Genomic DNA, 17,099 nt, shown 5'->3' with positions numbered 1-17,099 from the left:
AGGCCGGCCGATGCGACCTGCCAGAAGTCAGTCACCGGGGGGGCGACTCAGGCAAGCCGACAGATCGACCGGACCTTCGTCATCGTGCGGAACAAGCGGCCTCTAGCTTGGAGAAGCACTATGAATCTGCAGATCAGTGGACACCACCTCGAAGTAACGCCTGCGTTGCGCGAATACGTGATCACCAAACTGGATAGGGTGCTAAGACATTTCGATCAGGTCATCGACGGCAGTGTGGTCCTCTCGGTCGACAACCATAAGGAAAAGGAAAAGCGTCAAAAGGTTGAAATCAACCTGCATCTCAAGGGCAAAGATATCTTCGTCGAGAGCTGTGACAGCGATCTTTACGCTGCGATCGATCTGATGATCGACAAGCTCGACCGGCAAGTGATACGCCATAAGGATCGCCTGCAAGGCCATCAGCACGATGCGATCAAGTACCAGCCGGCGCCGCTACTGGATGTGCCGCCGCAATAAGGAAGATTAGGAGGTTTCTTTACTTTCCTTCGTATTTCCTCATTCGTCCGCATTTGCCCGCATCTGCGTATACCCAGCCAAACCGCCCGAGACCGGGCGGTTTTTCGTTTCTGGCCGCCGTTCTCCGTCAACGGCGCGGATCGGATCAACCCTGCAAAGAAACCCATGATGCATAGATGGCGCGCCGCACCATCCGTGGCTACCCTGTTCTATAATGTTCCGGTTACCATCGGGGTCAAGTTAGCTCAAACGGAAATCGGTCGGCCGGAGTCCTGCGCTTTCGGACTCCAACGCACGTCGCCGTGAGCGTCAAACGAATGGAACGTCACTCAAACGCCCCAGCGAGGAGAACCCAGGCCACGTTTTCGCCTGTCAACATGAATCGTTTAGCCAAATTTCTTCCCCTCGAGAACGTCGTCGTCGGACTATCGGTCACCAGCAAGAAGCGCGTGTTCGAGCAAGCGGGCCTGATTTTCGAGAACCAGAACGGCATCGCCCGTAGCACGGTCACTGACAATCTGTTTGCGCGCGAGCGCCTCGGATCGACGGGGCTCGGCGAAGGCGTCGCGATTCCGCATGGCCGGATCAAAGGCTTGAAGCAGCCGCTCGCCGCGTTCGTCCGCCTCGCCGAACCTATCCCCTTCGAATCGCCCGACGGCCAACCGGTCTCGCTGCTGATCTTCCTGCTCGTGCCCGAGCAGGCCACCCAGCAGCACCTCGAAATCCTTTCGGAAATCGCCCAGTTGCTGTCCGATCGCGAGGCCCGCGAGCGCCTGCACACGGAAGAAGACCGCGAATCGTTGCATCGCCTGCTCACTCAGTGGCAACCTTGATGCATCGGCGGTTATCCGCACGTCGCTTATTCACCCGGCTTCCCGCCTGCAGGCGGGTACAGCCAGGCGAGGTGCGCGGTCCGCGTTAACGAGGCCGCATCCTTTCCCAAGCAAGCGGTCCACACGGGAGTCACCGACTCATGGATACGTCCAGCATCAACGCCCAGAGCATTTTCGACGACAACGCCGCCATGCTGAAGTTGAGCTGGCTGACGGGGCATGAAGGCTGGGAGCGCGGTTTTTCTTCGGAATCCGTCGCCAATGCCACGTCGAGCGCCGACCTCGTCGGCCACTTGAACCTGATCCACCCAAACCGGATCCAGGTGCTCGGCGACGCCGAAATCGACTACTACAAACGCCAAACCGACGAAGACCGCTCGCGCCACATGGCCGAGCTGATCGCGTTGGAACCGCCATTTCTGGTGGTGGCGGGAGGCGTCGCCGCGCCGCCGGAACTGGTCCTGCGCTGCACGCGTTCGTCCACGCCGCTCTTCACGACGCCAATGTCCGCCGCCGCGGTGATCGACAGCCTGCGCCTGTACATGTCGCGCATTCTCGCGCCGCGCGCCACGCTGCACGGCGTGTTTCTCGACATTCTCGGCATGGGTGTGCTGCTCACCGGCGATTCCGGCCTTGGCAAGAGCGAACTCGGGCTGGAACTGATCAGCCGCGGCCACGGCCTCGTGGCGGACGACGCGGTGGATTTCGTGCGCCTCGGCCCGGATTTTGTCGAAGGGCGCTGCCCGCCGCTGCTGCAAAACCTGCTCGAAGTGCGCGGTCTCGGCCTGCTCGACATCAAGACGATCTTCGGTGAAACCGCGGTGCGCCGCAAAATGAAGCTGAAACTGATCGTGCAACTGGTGCGCCGGCCCGACGGCGAATTCCAGCGGTTGCCGCTGGAAAGCCAAACCGTCGACGTGCTCGGCCTGCCGATCAGCAAAGTCACGATTCAGGTGGCGGCCGGCCGCAACCTCGCGGTTCTGGTCGAAGCGGCCGTGCGCAACACGATCCTGCAACTGCGCGGTATCGATACGCTACGCGACTTCATGGATCGCCAACGCCTGGCCATGCAGGACCCGGACAGCCAGTTTCCCGGCAAATTGATCTGAATCCGCGACACCCCGCGGCATGTAACATCCGCAGCCAGCGGCAGGCGCCGCGGTGGCACGCGCACGGGGACCAGATGCTATGATGAACTGTACGGATTTCACGACTCCATGCGCATAATCCTGATCACCGGTATTTCCGGCTCCGGCAAATCAGTTGCCCTGAACGCGCTTGAAGACGCAGGCTATTACTGCGTCGACAATCTGCCGCCGCGTTTTTTGCCGCAACTGGCCAACTATCTCGCCGACGACGGCCAAGAACGCCTCGCGGTTGCCATCGACGCGCGTTCGAGCGCTTCGCTCGACGAAATGCCAGCGATGATCCGCGACCTGTCGCGCGCCCACGACGTGCGCGTGCTCTTCCTGAACGCCAGCACGCAGTCGCTGATTCAACGCTTCTCCGAAACGCGCCGCCGCCATCCGCTGTCCGGTTCCACCGCGCATGATGCGGACGTCGGCTTGTTGACGTCGCTTGCCGAAGCGATTGAACGCGAACGCGAACTCGTAGCGGGCCTGGCCGAATTCGGCCATCAGATCGACACCAGCAATCTGCGCGCGAACGTGTTGCGCGCATGGGTCAAACGCTTCATCGAGCAGGAACATGCGGGGCTCGTGCTGATGTTCGAGTCCTTCGGCTTTAAACGCGGCGTGCCGCTCGACGCCGATTTCGTTTTCGACGTACGCACGCTGCCGAACCCGTATTACGATCATGAATTGCGGCCGCTCACGGGCCTCGACAAACCGGTGATTGATTTTCTCGACGCGCTGCCGGTCGTGCATGAAATGATCGACGACATCGAAAAGTTTCTCGTCAAATGGCTACCCCATTTCCGTGACGACAATCGCAGTTATCTGACGGTCGCGATCGGCTGCACGGGCGGCCAACACCGCTCGGTGTTCATTGCGGAGACGCTCGCCGCGCGTCTCGCAAGTTCGGCAAATGTCATTGTGCGGCACCGCGATGCGCCGGTCGAGATCGGCGAATCATCGAAGTTAGTGGCTTAACCGGCCGTATCGCGCGGCCTCAACTCGAAGCGTTGCGCCATGCCTTCTACGTCTACTGTGCTTGCCGATGTGCCGCTGTTTCCGCTGCATACGGTGCTGTTCCCTGACGGGCTGCTGCCCCTGAAAATCTTCGAGGCGCGCTACCTCGATATGGCGCGCGACTGTCTGCGTGACAAAACGCCGTTCGGCGTGTGTCTGCTGAAAAGCGGCGCCGAAGTGGCGCGCGCCGAAGAGCCTTCGGTGCCTGAAGCCATTGGCTGTCTCGCCGAAATCGAAGAGTGCGATGTCGAAGCCTTCGGCATGCTGCTGATTCGGGCGCGCGGCACGCGGCGATTTCGCCTGCTGTCGCATCGCGTGGAGACGAGCGGCTTGCTGGTCGGCATGGCGGAGCCGCTCGGAGAAGACATCCCGCTCGAGGGCAATGAGCAACTGGCCAAATTCGGCGCGTGCGCGGAAGTGCTCGAACGGATCATCGCAACGATCCGCGAACGCGATCCGGAAAGCTTGCCGTTCGCGGAGCCGTTCAGGCTGGAAGATCCGTCGTGGGTATCGAACCGGCTCGCGGAAGTGTTGCCGGTCGCCCTTCGCGCGAGACAAAAGCTAATGGAATTGCAGGACGCCGGCGCGCGAATCGACGTGGTTCATCACTATATGCAGCAGCATCAGTTGCTTTAAGTGCCCGCGCTTTAGCGGATTGCTTAGATCAACGAGCCCTGCAAGCCATCCAGCAGTTTGCGCACCGGCGCGGGCACACCAAACGAGTCGAGATCGCTTAACGCGACCCATGCGGTGTCCGCGTCGTTAAGCACAGCCAATGCGCCCACACCGCGATCCAGTTCAGCGAGCCGCGGCTCGATATTCAGCTTGAAATGCGTGAAGACGTGCGTAAGCGGCGCGAGTGGCGCGACCGCTCCGTCGCCACCGAAGGCGCGCGCACGCTCGGCGAGCTCGGCTTCGTCGGCGGCTTCGGGCAGGCTCCACAAGCCGCCCCAGATGCCTGACGGCGGACGCTTTTCCAGCATCACGGCGTTACCGTCGCGTAGCACCAGCATCCACGTGCGGCGCGTCGGCACAGCTTTCTTCGGTCGTGCCGTGGGTAGTTCACGCTGACGTCCGGTCACGTTGGCCACGCAGTCGGCGGCGAACGGGCAGCGCAGGCAGTCCGGCTTACCGCGCACACACAACGTTGCGCCGAGGTCCATCAAGCCTTGCGTGTACGCACTGACATCGTCGTTCGATGCGTTGGACGGCAACAGCGATTCCGCCAGCGTCCACATCGCATTCTCGACTTTCTTTTCACCCGGAAAGCCTTCGACACCGAATACGCGCGCCAACACGCGCTTCACGTTGCCGTCGAGAATCGTCGCGCGTGCGCCGAATGCGAAAGAGGCGATCGCCGCCGCCGTCGAGCGGCCGATGCCCGGCAATTCAGCGAGTTCGTCGGCCGATGCAGGAAACGCACCGCCATGCTGCTCGACGACCACCTGCGCGCAGCGATGCAGATTGCGCGCACGCGAGTAATAGCCAAGGCCGGCCCACAACGCCATCACGTCGTCTGCCGGCGCGGCGGCGAGCGAGGCGACATCCGGACAACGCGCAAGGAACCTTGCGTAGTACGGAATCACCGTCGATACCTGGGTCTGCTGCAGCATGATTTCAGACAGCCAGATACGGTATGGATCGCGCGTGTTCTGCCATGGCAGGTCATGACGGCCATGCTGGCGCTGCCATGCAATCAGCCGCGCGGAAAAATCAGACATAACCGGAAAAGTAGGCGCAGCGGACGGGGCGGACGGACTTAAACGAGATGGCATTGAAAATTTAGCGCTGGCAGGTGGGACAGAAATACGTAGAACGCTGCCCCTGCACGATCTGTTTGATCGGCGTTCCACATACGCGGCATGGCAGCCCCGCGCGATCATAGACGAAATAGTCGAGCTGGAAGTAACCGCTTTCGCCATCGCTGCCGACGAAATCGCGCAGCGTGCTGCCGCCCTTCTCGATCGCTGCGGCGAGCGTGACGCGCACCGCGTCCGCCAGCAGCTCGTAGCGCACGAGCGACACGCGGCCCGCTGCGGTGGTGGGCCGGATACCGGCGCGGAAGAGGCTTTCGGATGCGTAGATATTACCCACGCCGACCACGATCTCCCCTGCCAGCAACGCCTGCTTCACCGACACCTTGCGCCCACGTGTGAGCCGGTGCATCAACGCGCCGGAAAACACCGGCGAAAACGGTTCGACACCAAGACCCGCGAGCAGCGGATGTTCGAGAACGTCGCCGGCTTCGCGCGGGTGCCACAGCACCGCGCCGAAGCGCCTCGGGTCGCGATAGCGCAAAATGAATTCGTCGAAAATCCAGTCGACGTGATCGTGTTTCGCCGCGGCGGGCGGATGCGGCACATGGCGCAGCACACGCAGCGTGCCGGTCATGCCCAGATGCACAATGAACCAGCCGGCGTCGATTTCGAACAGAAGATACTTGCCGCGCCGCTCGACCTTGCGCACCACGCTGCCACGCAAGGTTTTCGCAAGGTCTGCCGGAATCGGCCAACGCAATGCGGGCGTACGCACATCGACGCGTTCAACCTTGCGCCCGGACACATACGGTTCGATTCCCCTTCGGGTAACCTCAACTTCTGGCAACTCTGGCATGTCTAACTGGTCTGCAACTTGCGTGAGTGGTTGTGCGCTTATTGTAGCGAGCGCGTTACAATCGTCCGAAACATTGAACGGATTTCCATGAACCTGTCCTTCGTGAAGCTGTTTTCGAAGCGCCCGGCTAGCGCATCCTGCGCGCCGCACGCCGTGTCCGCTCGACGTATGCTCGGCGCTGCCGCGCTCGCCGTCTGGGCGCTGGCGGCCGTGCCCGCGCACGCGCAGGATCCTTCGCCAGACTCGGATGACACGTCCGTCACCCTGCCGGACCCGCTCGGCCCGGCGACGGCAGAAGACCAGAAGTCTCTGCCGAGCGTGCCGCTGTCCAGCCAGATCGTATTCCAGGTGCTCGCCGCTGAAGTCGCGCTGCAACGCGACCAGCCCGCACCCGCCTACCAGACCTACCTCGCGCTCGCGCGCGATACGCACGATCCGCGCATGGCGCAGCGCGCCACGGAAATCGCGCTGGCCGCGCAAAGCCCGTCGGACGCTTTGGCCGCCGCGCAATTGTGGCAGCAGTATGCGCCGAATTCGGAACGCGCCGCGCAACTCGACGCGTCACTACTCGTGTTGTCCGGCAAGCCTGATGACGCCGCGCCGATCCTCGCCGGTGAACTCGCGAAGGTTCCCGCCGACAATCGCGGCAGCGCGATTCTGGCGTTGCAACTGCTGCTCTCGCGCGGTCCGAACCGGATCGGCGGCTTGCATGTACTGCAAGACTTGCTGAAAAACGACCTGAACCGGCCGGAGGCGCAACTGGCCATCGCACGCCAGCAACTCGTTTCCGACGACGCGCCGGGCGCGCGCAAGTCGCTCGAACAGGCGCTCACGCTCAAGCCGGACTATTTGCCGGCTGCGCTGACACTGTCGCAGATGGGCCCGGAGGAGCGTAAGGAAGGGATCGCGTCGCTCGAAAGGTATGTGCAGCAGAATCCGAAATCGCATGACGCACGTCTCGCGCTCGCGCAGATGTATCTCGCGAGCGACCGTCTGGACGACGCGCAGAAGCAGTTCGAGATCATGCACAAGAACAACGCGGCCGACCTCACGCCAATGATGGCGCTCGCGCTGATCAAGATCCAGCAGAAGAATTTCAACGACGCGCAGACCTACCTGAGACAGTACGCGCAGCAGGCTGAAAAAACACCGGGTGCCGATCCGGGCCAGGCGTATATCTATCTTGCGCAACTGTCGCTCGAACAGAAGAACGAAGCGGCGGCGAGCGACTGGCTCAACAAGATTTCCCCGTCGAGCCAGCAATTCGTGCCGGCGCAGATTACGCGCGCCCAATTACTCGCCAAGCAGGGCAAGACTGAAGACGCGCGCAAACTGCTGGCCGGCCTTCCGGCCCCCGATCCGCGCGACCAGGCGCTGATTGCACGTACTGACGCGGCCATCCTGTTCGACGCGAAGCGCTACCCGGAGGCAGAAACTCGCCTGCAACAAGCAACGGCCGACTTCCCTGACGATCCCGATCTCACCTACGACTACGCCATGGCCGCCGAAAAAACCGGCCACTACGATGTCATGGAAGCGCAACTGCGCAAGCTGATCCAGACGCAACCAGACAACCCGCAGGCGTACAACGCGCTGGGCTATTCGCTGGCCGATCGCAATCAGCGCCTGTCGGAAGCGGATAAGCTGGTCGAGAAGGCCTCGTCGCTGGCGCCGAACGACGCCTTCATCATGGACAGCGTCGGCTGGGTCAAGTACCGGATGGGCGATACGTCGGACGCAATCAAGCTGTTGCGCAAAGCTTACGAGCTCCAGCCGAACGCCGAAATCGGCGCGCACCTCGGCGAAGTGTTGTGGAAAACCGGCGCGCAGGATCAGGCTCGCGCCGCTTTCCGCGACGCGCGCAAGCTCGAACCGGACAACGACACGCTGGTCAAAACGCTGCAACGTCTTCAGGTGAACGATCTTTGATGCGTCTTTCCCGCTTGATCTCCTATCCCCGGGCGCCGCGTGGCGCGGCGCTCGGATTCGTAGCGGCAGCGGTTGTCGCATTGGCCGGTTGTGCATCGGTGAAGCCGCTGGGGCCGTCCACGTCGAATGCGGCGACATCCGTCACGGCGCAGACCACGCGCGCTTATCAAGGCCGTTTCGCAGTCCAGTACAACGATCAGAACGGCCAGCAGCGCAATGCCTATGGCAACTTCACCTGGCAGGAAACGGGTGACACGGTCACCCTGCAATTGCGCAATCCGCTCGGCCAGACACTGGCGATCGTAACTTCGTCGCCGGCGTCTGCCACGCTCGAGCTGCCGAACCGTCAACCGCTCACCGCCGACAACGTCTCCACGCTGATGCAGAACGCGCTCGGCTTCGCGCTCCCGGTCGAAGGGCTGCGCTACTGGCTGCAGCCTTCGCCGGCGCCGACGTCACGCGCCAGGACCGAGAATGATCCGGAGCAGCCGTCGCGCCTGAAACAGATCACGCAGGACGGCTGGACGATCGATTACCTGGCGTATGCCGACGCGCCGGCCACCGGCGTGAAGCGCTTGAACCTGAGCCGCTCGGAACCGCCGCTCGACATCAAGCTCGTGCTGGATCAATAGTCGCGCCTGTTCGCGTAACCCTTGCCGCCTCTTGCGCGCCGCTATGGCGCATGTAGCCCTGACTCATGATTGAAACGACCGATTCGCTACGCGATTGCCTCGCGCCAGCGAAACTCAACCTCTTCCTGCACATCACCGGCCGCCGGCCGGATGGCTATCACACGCTGCAAACCGTCTTCCAGTTGCTCGACTGGGGCGACACCCTGCACTTCAAGCGGCGCGACGACGGCCTCATCACGCGCAGCACCGAAATCGCCGACGTGCCGCCGGAACACGACCTCACCGTGCGCGCAGCAAAACTCCTGAAGGCGCATGCGGGCTCTCCCGAGGGTGTCGATATCGAAATCGAAAAGCGCCTGCCGATGGGCGCGGGTCTCGGCGGCGGCAGCTCCGATGCGGCCACCACGCTGCTCGCGCTGAACCGTCTCTGGAAACTCGATTTGCCGCGACTGGAGTTGCAGGCGCTGGCGTTGAAACTCGGTGCGGACGTGCCATTTTTTATTTTTGGAAAAAATGCGTTCGCACAGGGTGTCGGAGAAGCTTTGGACGTTGTACAATTGCCGCCGCGTCATTTCCTAGTAGTTACGCCGAGGGTTCACGTTCCGACTGCAGCGATTTTCTCCGAAAAAGCGTTGACAAGAGATTCGAAACCCCTCATAATTACGGACTTTCCTGCAGAACTTAGCTGCAACACTGAATGGCCAGAAAGTTTCGGCCGGAATGACATGCAGCAGGTTGTCGTGGGAAAATACGCGGAAGTAGCGCAAGTGCTGCGGTGGTTTGAAACCATCGCACCCGCGCGGATGTCTGGATCAGGTGCAAGTGTATTTGCAGCGTTTCGTAGTAAAGCTGAAGCAGAAGCGGCGCAAGCCAAACTGCCGGGCGAATGGAACAGCGCGGTGACTGCAAGTCTCGATCAGCATCCACTCTTTGCTTTCGCGTCATAAGTTTTGCCTCGTCGAACGTTCCCTCGTTCGGTGAAGCTCAAAGTTAGTGTAGGGGAGTCGCCAAGTTGGTTAAGGCACCGGATTTTGATTCCGGCATTCGAAGGTTCGACTCCTTCCTCCCCTGCCAAAAATTCTCGCATTTCCCTCGCCCCCAGCCTGAAGTAGGTGCATGATGAGCAGCCATGACGGCCTGATGGTTTTTACTGGCAACGCAAATCCCGCGCTTGCACAGGAAGTCGTCAAAATCCTCGGTATTCCCCTCGGCAAAGCAATGGTCAGCCGTTTCTCGGACGGTGAAATCCAAGTCGAGATTCAGGAAAACGTGCGTGGCAAGGATGTCTTCGTCCTGCAATCCACGTGCGCACCGGCGAACGACAATCTAATGGAACTGATGATCATGGTCGATGCGCTCAAGCGCGCATCAGCCGGTCGGATCACCGCAGCCATCCCCTACTTTGGCTATGCCCGTCAAGATCGACGCCCGCGTTCGGCGCGCGTCGCCATCTCGGCGAAGATCGTGGCGAACATGCTGGAAATCGCCGGTGTCGAGCGGATCATTACGATGGATCTGCACGCCGACCAGATTCAAGGCTTCTTCGACATCCCGGTCGACAATATCTACGCTACGCCCGTGCTGCTCGGCGATCTGCGCAAGCAGAACTACGAGAACCTGCTGGTCGTTTCGCCGGACGTCGGCGGCGTGGTGCGTGCCCGTGCATTGGCCAAGCAACTGAATTGCGATCTCGCGATCATCGACAAACGCCGCCCGAAGGCGAACGTTGCCGAAGTGATGAACATCATCGGTGAAGTCGAAGGCCGCACCTGCGTGATCATGGACGACATGGTCGACACCGCAGGCACGCTTTGCAAGGCGGCTCAGGTTTTGAAGGAACGCGGTGCGAAGCAGGTGTTCGCTTACGCCACCCACCCGGTTTTGTCGGGCGGTGCGGGCGAGCGTATTGCAGCTTCGGCACTCGACGAACTCGTTGTCACCGATACGATTCCGCTCGGCGAAGAAGCCCGCTCGTGCGCCAAGATCCGTTCGCTGACCAGCGCCGGCCTGCTCGCCGAAACGTTCTCGCGGATTCGCCGCGGCGATTCGGTGATGTCGCTGTTCGCTGAAAGTTAAGTATTTGCGAAGGCGCAGCGCGTATTGCAGTACCGCGCACTGCGCTTTTGCACAATTGGCATGAACGAACGAAGGTTCGTGCCATCGCTCTGGGGCCTCAGCCGTAATGGCTTGGAGGCCCCGTTTTTACTGCCTGGTCGCGGGCAGTGCATTGGAGATTCAATATGAAAGTAGTCGCTTTCGAGCGTTCCTTGCAAGGTACGGGTGCGAGCCGCCGCCTGCGTATCTCGGGTAAGACCCCGGGCATCGTATATGGCGCTGGTGCTGAAACGCAATTGGTCGAACTGGACCACAACGCACTCTGGCACGCGCTGAAGAAAGAAGTTTTCCACTCGTCGATCCTCGAACTGGAAGTGGCAGGTAAGTCGCAACAGGTTCTGCTGCGCGACGTGCAATACCACCCGTTCCGTCAGCTCGTGCTGCACGTGGACTTCCAACGTGTCGACGCGAAGAAGAAGTTGCACACCAAGGTGCCGCTGCACTTCATGAACCAGGAAACCAACCCGGCAGTGAAGCTGTCGGGCGCGGTGATCTCGCACGTCCTCAACGAAATCGAAATCGAGTGCCTGCCGTCGGCACTGCCGGAATTCCTCGAAGTCGACCTGGTGAAGATCGAAGCTGGCCACTCGCTGCACGCTAAGGACATCGCGCTGCCGGCAGGCGTGGCACTGGTTGCTCACGTCGAAGCAGAAAACCCGGTCGTCGCATTGGCAACGATCCCGGCTGGCGCAATCGCTGAAGGCGACGCTGCTGCTGCAGGCGAAGGCGAAAAGCCGGCTGCTTAAGCTGCACTGAGCGAACAATCCTCTCGAGCCGTTTCAATGAAACGGTCGATGTGACCCGCCGAGGTTCGCCCCGGCGGGTTTTTTTTCGGTTTTTTTTCGGCTTGGCCGCATTCGGCGCCCGGGCCAGATGGACCTACGCAATCATGATCAAGCTGATCGTCGGGCTCGGCAATCCGGGCGCCGAATACACCGCGACGCGCCACAATGCCGGCTTCTGGCTGGTCGATCAACTGGCGCGCGAAGCAGGCACGACGCTGCGCGACGAGCGGCGCTTCCACGGTTTCTACGCGAAGGCCCGGCTTCACGGCGAAGAAGTGCATCTGTTGGAACCGCAGACGTATATGAACCGCTCTGGGCAGTCGGTCGTGGCGGTCGCGCAGTTCTTCAAGATTCTTCCGGACGAAATTCTGGTCGCGCACGACGAACTCGATATGCCGCCCGGCAGCGTCAAGCTGAAGCTCGGTGGCGGCAGCGGCGGCCATAACGGGCTGAAGGACATCACCGCGCATCTGTCCTCGCAACAGTATTGGCGGCTGCGGGTCGGCATCGGTCATCCGCGCGACCTGATTCCCGAAAGCGCGCGAGCCGGCGCCAAGCCGGACGTCGCCAATTACGTGCTGAAGCCGCCGCGGCGGGAAGAACAGGATCTGATCGACGCGTCGATCGAACGCGCGTTGGCCGTGATGCCGCAAATTATCAAAGGCGAGCTCGAGCGGGCGATGATGCAACTGCATCGCAATCCCTGAGCGACGGCTTGCTAGGGCCCGTATCGCCGTATCGCCGTATCGCCATCAACAGGAGAATCGCTTGAGCCGCTACTGGAGTGACATCGTTCACCGTCTGACGCCGTATGTGCCGGGCGAGCAGCCCGTGGTTGCGCATCCGGTGAAGCTGAACACCAACGAGAATCCTTATCCCCCGTCGCCGCGCGTACTTGACGCGATCCGCCAGGAACTGGGCGACATGGGCGAGTCACTGCGGCGCTATCCCGACCCGACAGCGCGCAAGTTGCGCGAAACGGTAGCCGCGTACCACGGCATCCGCCCTGAACAGGTGTTCGCAGGCAACGGCTCGGACGAAGTTCTCGCGCTCACCTTTCAGGCCTTGCTGAAGCACGACAAGCCGTTGCTGTTTCCGGATATCACCTACAGCTTCTACCCGACCTACGCGCGGCTCTTTGAAGTCGACTATCGGACCATTGCACTCGACGACAGCTTCGCGATCAATGTCGACGACTACACGGCGCCTAACGGCGGCATACTGTTCCCGAACCCGAACGCGCCGACTGGACGACCGCTGCCGCTCGCCGATATCGAGCGTCTGGTGACGAGAAACACCGAATCGGCGGTGGTAATCGATGAGGCCTATGTCGATTTCGGCGCCGAATCGGCCATCGCGCTGATCGACCGCTATCCCAACCTGCTGGTGATCCAAACGGTATCGAAGTCGCGTTCGCTGGCCGGCATGCGCGTCGGCTTCGCGTTCGGCAATCCGGAACTGATCGACGCACTGAACCGCGTGAAAGACAGCTTCAACTCGTATCCGCTCGACCGTCTGGCGCAAGTCGCGGCCGTCGCTGCATACGAGGACGATGCGTGGTTCCGCAACAACTGCGCCAAGGTGATTGCTAGCCGTGAGCGGTTGGCGGCAGGCTTGACAGCATTGGGCTTCGAGGTCGTGCCTTCGGCGGCGAATCTGCTGTTCGCGCGCCACGAAGGCTACGACGCAGCGACGCTCGTGGCACGGCTAAGGGAAAAGGAAATCTTCGTGCGCCACTTCAAGGCGGCGCGAATCGACCAGCATCTGCGAATCTCGGTCGGCACCGACGCCGAATGCGACATTCTGCTGAATGCGCTGCGCGACATTTTCAGCGCTTACGTCGGGTAGCGATCGGGATAACTTCGCGCGCAACACGAAGCGTTGCGGCAAAAGAAAACGGCGAGGCAGACACCGCGCCGTTCAACCATCATTCAACTCTCACGCGCTTTTCGCCGCCTGCAGCGCGTGGTACTTCGCCAATAGACCTTCCGCCGTCTCCAGATGCTCAGGGTCGCGCGGAATGCACTCTACCGGGCACACCTGAATACACTGAGGTTCGTCGAAATGACCGACACACTCGGTGCATTTCTTCGGGTCGATCACGTAGATTTCCGGGCCCATCGAAATCGCGTCGTTCGGGCACTCGGGCTCGCACACGTCGCAATTGATGCATTCGTCGGTAATCATCAAGGCCATGCTGCCACCAACTTTCCTAGGAAAAACAATACATTATAGCTTCTCAGCCTTCCGCACGGTCGTGCAAAATCCCCCGAAATTCATGCTTGCGGGTTGCGGCTGAGTTGCACAGGTGTTGCAAATTGTGCAGCGCGCAAAGTCCAGATCGCACGCTAGGCCATGACCAGCACGACGTTTTCACATAATTGCGACGTATGCGAGCCGGAGTGCCCGAATGACGCGATTTCGATGGTGCCGGAAATTAGCGTGATCGACCCGACCTCCGTTCACCTGAGATTGAAATGATCCAGCCTCTGGCAACGAGCAGCGAACGTCGTTTCAGCTCAGGTTGTCGGTTGGCCGACATATCCAGGTCTCGGAACTTCAATCTTCACCTATGGCCGAGCGGCAAAAAGTGCCGGCCCCAAAAAACTTACACGGCACCCTAAAGTTCGTCCTGACGTGACCGAAAACCTTGAAGTAGCCGTCGCCTTACGCGACACCACTTGCCAACCCGCCGTCTTATAGTTATAGTTTTTATAACAATGAACCTGAGAGAACTGCAGCAACAGAAACGCGCCGTCACGGTTGATGGAACAGTCAAAGAATCTCGACCGGTCGGCTGCGTTTCACCCTCATGGCTGGCGTGCTATCCAACGTTCGAAGACGCGCTGCAAGGCGGGGAGACCAACTTTCGAGCGCTACCTCATTGGGCGAAGCTTTCGGTACTAAAGCGCACAGCCACGGGAGCGGGCTCACCAACCCTTACAGTGGCCACTCTTAACGAAGTTCGCGTCGCTTACGTCGAACTCGCTACGACTCGTGTGGCGGAGGCAATAGAAGGCTACCTGTCAGCTGGCACAAACAGCGAAAACTTACAGGACATCAGTTCGACACCACTTGAAGTTCTCGCCGTGCAATTTCCGCCAATGTGCGTGCCCTTGGTTGCAAGGCAACCTTGTTTGCTTAGCCCCGGCAAAGGTATCTTCCTTGAAGGCTGGACGCGCTTCTTCGCGTATTGGTCACGCAACGACAAAACGATACCGCTTCTCGCGGTCGATTGGCACCTTCTGTATGAGCGCCTGACTGCATAACTGTCCGGAAAGGGCGAGACTGCACTAGACCCGTGGGACTGAGCCACGTGCTGCCGCCCGTCCTAAATTTTCTCTATAGCCCATAAAGTCCAGCAGTGACTCGCCGTTAACGCGAAGCATAGGTTATGCGCCCACATCGCTATATTTTATATAACGATACAGCAGCCCTGTTGCAGTATTTGCTGGAGGGGCAAGCAGGGAGTAGGTGATCGCCAGCTCGGCGTACGTGGTCACACCGCTTAAATCGATCTTATTTTTATAACAGTAAATTCAAGGATCATCCATGTTTTCTGGATTTCTAACGATCAATACGTCTCCTCCCAAACATTTGACAGCAAAGCTTACGCTTTGCGCAGCAGTTGCGGCAACTCTCACTGCCTGCGGCGGCGGCGGCGGATCAAGCACTCCAAGCAGCAGTTCGACCAGACCCGCTATGCCGACGACATTGAGTGGGACCGTCGCAACTGGCGCACCCGTCAGCGGAGCCAACGTTCAAATCGTAGATTCGACAGGCAAAAGCGTAACGGTCACGGCGGACGCTAAAGGCAATTATCAGGTGCCACTGACCGGGCTCACTACGCCGTTCGCAGTATTCGCTACGGATCCAAGCGGCATCGCACCCCCGCTCGCTTCCGTGGTCCCAGCCATACCTGCTAACTCATCCGCGCCGGTCATCGCGAACGTCACAAGTTTGACGACCGCTGCCGCCGCTCTGGTGACACAAAGCGGCAATCCGCTTGACCTCGCGAACAGCCAGAACCTGTCCTCCCTTGTCACCCTTGCGGCAGTCAGCAAAGCAGTGCAGACGCTCAGCAATGCGACCGCAAATATTCTTAGTGCTAACAATCTCGATCCAAAGAGCTTCGATCCAATCGCCACGCCATTCACCGCAAACCAGACGGGCGCGGATGCTGCGCTCGATGCCGTACAGGTCATTCCGGCAACAGGATCCGCTGGTGGCTTCCAACTGATCTCCACCGCTAATCCAAACTCATCTGCGAACCTGGCATTAAATTCTGGCGCGACAGCATCTTCATCGCTTCCCGCACCTCCCGCGACAGGCGCATTCCTCGCACCGTTGATGACTGCTCTGACTGAATGTCTTGGTGGCTCTTCGGGTTCGTGCTCGCAAGCAATCGACGCGAGCTATAAAGACAATGGATTTACCAGCTTCACGCAAGCGCATCCATCTCTTGCAGCATCCGGCGTCAGCCTCGGCGTAGCTAAAATCCTGGAATTCATGCCTGGTACTTCTGGTAAGCAAGTGCTAATCGCTCTTCCCTATACAACGTCGGGCGGGGCATCGGGATTCGAGTACACGGTTGCGCAGCAGACGGCAAATGGCTGGGACATCATCGGCAACCAGCAGCAGTACAACGTCCATATCCAGTCGTTTATCCAGCGACGACAGACACTCGACAACGATACCTGGCCTTCGAACGTATCGCGCTGGGAGTCCGGCATCGACATTGCGATCCCACTCGGCGCGGCAGGCACGCCTAACCCGGCAAATCTCGCGTCGGCGTCGGTAACTGGTCCTGGAATCACCGGCACAATTTATTACGTGCTCCCCGCACAAGCCGGGTCAAGTCTCATGTCGATTGCCCGTGCGCCTCAAACCAGCGTACCGACTGGCGGCCGGACCTCCAACACACAAGCGTGGGGCTACCGCTGGTCATGGCAGACCTTGCCCGGTGTCACCGGCACTTTCGTCCCAAGTTCCAATAACCTTGGGCAAAAGTATGCGCCACAGCCTATTGATGTTTCGACGGTGCCCGAGTACGCGACGTATACCGTCACTTTTTATGACGCATCCGGCACACAGATCGGACAGACAAGCGTCGTCAATCCTACGCCAAACATCGCCGCAACCAACGGCGCCAACATTCCGTGGCAAACGCTTTCGGGTGACACGATACATGCATTTCTCAACCCCAACGGGCCACAGGCGGCTGCCCAGCAAACGGTTAATGTTTCATGGTCGAACCTTGTCAACGGGGCTAACATTGCTCCGCTTGTGACGTTTCCTGAAATAACAACACAAGGCTCAGCCGCCACTGACAACATCGTTGGCGTTGGGCAAGGCCCGGCAAGCGTGAATGCGTCCGGCACTTATTCCACATCCGTAACTGCCGGCGTCAATCAGGCAGGCACCCAGACATGCCCGTCTGCCTGCTCGTTCGCTGCATTTGCCTCTGGCATCACGCGGAACCTCGACCTATCCTCGAATTACGGGCAAATCTCCCTTGACGCTTACTGGGGATACTCGGAGTGATCCACCTGAACATCGGAATTG

At 60.1% G+C, this 17,099-nt stretch carries 17 protein-coding genes and 1 tRNA gene; 15 read left to right on the top strand and 3 right to left on the bottom strand.

Translation table 11 applies throughout. The annotated features are described in order from the left end of the window. The first annotated feature begins 120 nt into the window (after positions 1-120). The 5 genes from hpf (at position 121) to AYM40_RS01695 (ending at position 4,096) form a co-directional block, all read left to right on the top strand. A complete protein-coding gene (gene hpf, locus AYM40_RS01715; RefSeq protein ID WP_028199089.1) occupies positions 121-477 on the top strand; it encodes a ribosome hibernation-promoting factor, HPF/YfiA family in 357 nt (118 codons plus the stop codon). A gap of 317 nt (positions 478-794) precedes the next feature. Beyond that, the gene (locus AYM40_RS01710) at positions 795-1,310 is read left to right on the top strand and encodes a PTS sugar transporter subunit IIA (RefSeq protein WP_012431657.1); all 516 of its coding nucleotides are present in this window, start codon (positions 795-797) and stop codon (positions 1,308-1,310) included. Positions 1,311-1,450: 140 nt separating this feature from the next. Further along, entirely contained in the window at positions 1,451-2,419 is a 969-nt protein-coding gene (hprK, locus tag AYM40_RS01705; RefSeq protein ID WP_012431656.1) for an HPr(Ser) kinase/phosphatase, read from the top strand. Between the two features lie 108 nt (positions 2,420-2,527). Then, the gene (gene rapZ / locus AYM40_RS01700) at positions 2,528-3,421 is read left to right on the top strand and encodes an RNase adapter RapZ (RefSeq protein WP_063494695.1); all 894 of its coding nucleotides are present in this window, start codon (positions 2,528-2,530) and stop codon (positions 3,419-3,421) included. Positions 3,422-3,460: 39 nt separating this feature from the next. Continuing rightward, on the top strand, positions 3,461-4,096 hold the full coding sequence (locus AYM40_RS01695; protein WP_063494694.1) for an LON peptidase substrate-binding domain-containing protein: 636 nt from the start codon (positions 3,461-3,463) through the stop codon (positions 4,094-4,096). A 23-nt stretch (positions 4,097-4,119) separates the two neighbouring features. On the opposite strand, the gene mutY is transcribed toward AYM40_RS01695, so the two are convergent. Together mutY and mutM are read right to left on the bottom strand one after the other, a co-directional pair. Further along, entirely contained in the window at positions 4,120-5,235 is a 1,116-nt protein-coding gene (gene mutY / locus AYM40_RS01690; protein ID WP_181448396.1) for an A/G-specific adenine glycosylase, read from the bottom strand. A 7-nt stretch (positions 5,236-5,242) separates the two neighbouring features. Beyond that, a complete protein-coding gene (mutM, locus tag AYM40_RS01685) occupies positions 5,243-6,073 on the bottom strand; it encodes a bifunctional DNA-formamidopyrimidine glycosylase/DNA-(apurinic or apyrimidinic site) lyase (RefSeq protein WP_063494692.1) in 831 nt (276 codons plus the stop codon). 87 nt (positions 6,074-6,160) lie between these two features. Here mutM and AYM40_RS01680 point away from each other — a divergent pair, with 87 nt between their 5' ends. From AYM40_RS01680 to hisC, 8 genes are all read left to right on the top strand, one after another. Beyond that, positions 6,161-8,002 (top strand): tetratricopeptide repeat protein, encoded by a 1,842-nt coding sequence (locus AYM40_RS01680; RefSeq protein ID WP_063494691.1) that lies wholly within the window; start codon positions 6,161-6,163, stop codon positions 8,000-8,002. Further along, positions 8,002-8,634 (top strand): lipoprotein insertase outer membrane protein LolB, encoded by a 633-nt coding sequence (gene lolB, locus AYM40_RS01675; RefSeq protein WP_063494690.1) that lies wholly within the window; start codon positions 8,002-8,004, stop codon positions 8,632-8,634. Before AYM40_RS01680 ends, lolB begins: the two co-directional genes overlap by 1 nt. Positions 8,635-8,699: 65 nt before the next feature. After that, positions 8,700-9,581: a 4-(cytidine 5'-diphospho)-2-C-methyl-D-erythritol kinase gene (ispE, locus tag AYM40_RS01670; protein WP_063494689.1), complete on the top strand. Its 882-nt coding sequence runs from the start codon at positions 8,700-8,702 to the stop codon at positions 9,579-9,581. Positions 9,582-9,631: 50 nt separating this feature from the next. Then, positions 9,632-9,708 (top strand) — tRNA-Gln (locus AYM40_RS01665). 45 nt (positions 9,709-9,753) lie between these two features. Then, complete coding sequence (locus AYM40_RS01660) at positions 9,754-10,710, top strand: ribose-phosphate pyrophosphokinase (RefSeq protein ID WP_006048037.1); 957 nt, start codon at positions 9,754-9,756, stop codon at positions 10,708-10,710. A gap of 164 nt (positions 10,711-10,874) precedes the next feature. Further along, positions 10,875-11,495, top strand: coding sequence for a 50S ribosomal protein L25/general stress protein Ctc (locus AYM40_RS01655; RefSeq protein WP_063494688.1), 621 nt, complete (start codon positions 10,875-10,877; stop codon positions 11,493-11,495). A gap of 143 nt (positions 11,496-11,638) precedes the next feature. Next, positions 11,639-12,241 carry an aminoacyl-tRNA hydrolase gene (gene pth, locus AYM40_RS01650; RefSeq protein WP_063494687.1) on the top strand — a complete coding sequence of 201 codons (603 nt, stop codon included), beginning with the start codon at positions 11,639-11,641 and terminating at the stop codon, positions 12,239-12,241. A gap of 61 nt (positions 12,242-12,302) precedes the next feature. Continuing rightward, entirely contained in the window at positions 12,303-13,382 is a 1,080-nt protein-coding gene (hisC, locus tag AYM40_RS01645; RefSeq protein ID WP_063494686.1) for a histidinol-phosphate transaminase, read from the top strand. Between the two features lie 90 nt (positions 13,383-13,472). Here hisC and AYM40_RS01640 read toward each other — a convergent pair whose 3' ends face one another. After that, entirely contained in the window at positions 13,473-13,730 is a 258-nt protein-coding gene (locus AYM40_RS01640; RefSeq protein WP_063494685.1) for a YfhL family 4Fe-4S dicluster ferredoxin, read from the bottom strand. A 524-nt stretch (positions 13,731-14,254) separates the two neighbouring features. Between AYM40_RS01640 and AYM40_RS39840 the strand changes: the two genes are divergently transcribed. Further along, the gene (locus AYM40_RS39840; RefSeq protein ID WP_148662077.1) at positions 14,255-14,803 is read left to right on the top strand and encodes a hypothetical protein; all 549 of its coding nucleotides are present in this window, start codon (positions 14,255-14,257) and stop codon (positions 14,801-14,803) included. Positions 14,804-15,236: 433 nt separating this feature from the next. Continuing rightward, positions 15,237-17,078, top strand: a complete 1,842-nt coding sequence (locus AYM40_RS01635; protein WP_082854909.1) for a carboxypeptidase-like regulatory domain-containing protein — start codon at positions 15,237-15,239, stop codon at positions 17,076-17,078. The last annotated feature ends 21 nt before the right edge of the window (positions 17,079-17,099 follow it).

This window comes from Paraburkholderia phytofirmans OLGA172 (assembly GCF_001634365.1).
GTDB lineage: Bacteria > Pseudomonadota > Gammaproteobacteria > Burkholderiales > Burkholderiaceae > Paraburkholderia.
Note: the sequence above shows the minus strand (reverse complement) of the source record. Positions and strands in the feature narration are given on the sequence as shown.

Coding starts and splice junctions, on each gene's coding strand:
- rapZ (WP_063494695.1), top strand. CDS start 2,528: ATGCGCATAATCCTGATCACCGGTATTTCCGGCTCCGGCAAATCAGTT.
- AYM40_RS01640 (WP_063494685.1), bottom strand. CDS start 13,730: ATGGCCTTGATGATTACCGACGAATGCATCAATTGCGACGTGTGCGAG.
- mutY (WP_181448396.1), bottom strand. CDS start 5,235: ATGCCATCTCGTTTAAGTCCGTCCGCCCCGTCCGCTGCGCCTACTTTT.
- AYM40_RS01680 (WP_063494691.1), top strand. CDS start 6,161: ATGAACCTGTCCTTCGTGAAGCTGTTTTCGAAGCGCCCGGCTAGCGCA.
- lolB (WP_063494690.1), top strand. CDS start 8,002: ATGCGTCTTTCCCGCTTGATCTCCTATCCCCGGGCGCCGCGTGGCGCG.
- AYM40_RS01660 (WP_006048037.1), top strand. CDS start 9,754: ATGAGCAGCCATGACGGCCTGATGGTTTTTACTGGCAACGCAAATCCC.
- AYM40_RS01695 (WP_063494694.1), top strand. CDS start 3,461: ATGCCTTCTACGTCTACTGTGCTTGCCGATGTGCCGCTGTTTCCGCTG.
- AYM40_RS01655 (WP_063494688.1), top strand. CDS start 10,875: ATGAAAGTAGTCGCTTTCGAGCGTTCCTTGCAAGGTACGGGTGCGAGC.
- hpf (WP_028199089.1), top strand. CDS start 121: ATGAATCTGCAGATCAGTGGACACCACCTCGAAGTAACGCCTGCGTTG.
- AYM40_RS39840 (WP_148662077.1), top strand. CDS start 14,255: ATGAACCTGAGAGAACTGCAGCAACAGAAACGCGCCGTCACGGTTGAT.
- hprK (WP_012431656.1), top strand. CDS start 1,451: ATGGATACGTCCAGCATCAACGCCCAGAGCATTTTCGACGACAACGCC.
- pth (WP_063494687.1), top strand. CDS start 11,639: ATGATCAAGCTGATCGTCGGGCTCGGCAATCCGGGCGCCGAATACACC.
- mutM (WP_063494692.1), bottom strand. CDS start 6,073: ATGCCAGAGTTGCCAGAAGTTGAGGTTACCCGAAGGGGAATCGAACCG.
- ispE (WP_063494689.1), top strand. CDS start 8,700: ATGATTGAAACGACCGATTCGCTACGCGATTGCCTCGCGCCAGCGAAA.
- AYM40_RS01635 (WP_082854909.1), top strand. CDS start 15,237: ATGCCGACGACATTGAGTGGGACCGTCGCAACTGGCGCACCCGTCAGC.
- AYM40_RS01710 (WP_012431657.1), top strand. CDS start 795: ATGGAACGTCACTCAAACGCCCCAGCGAGGAGAACCCAGGCCACGTTT.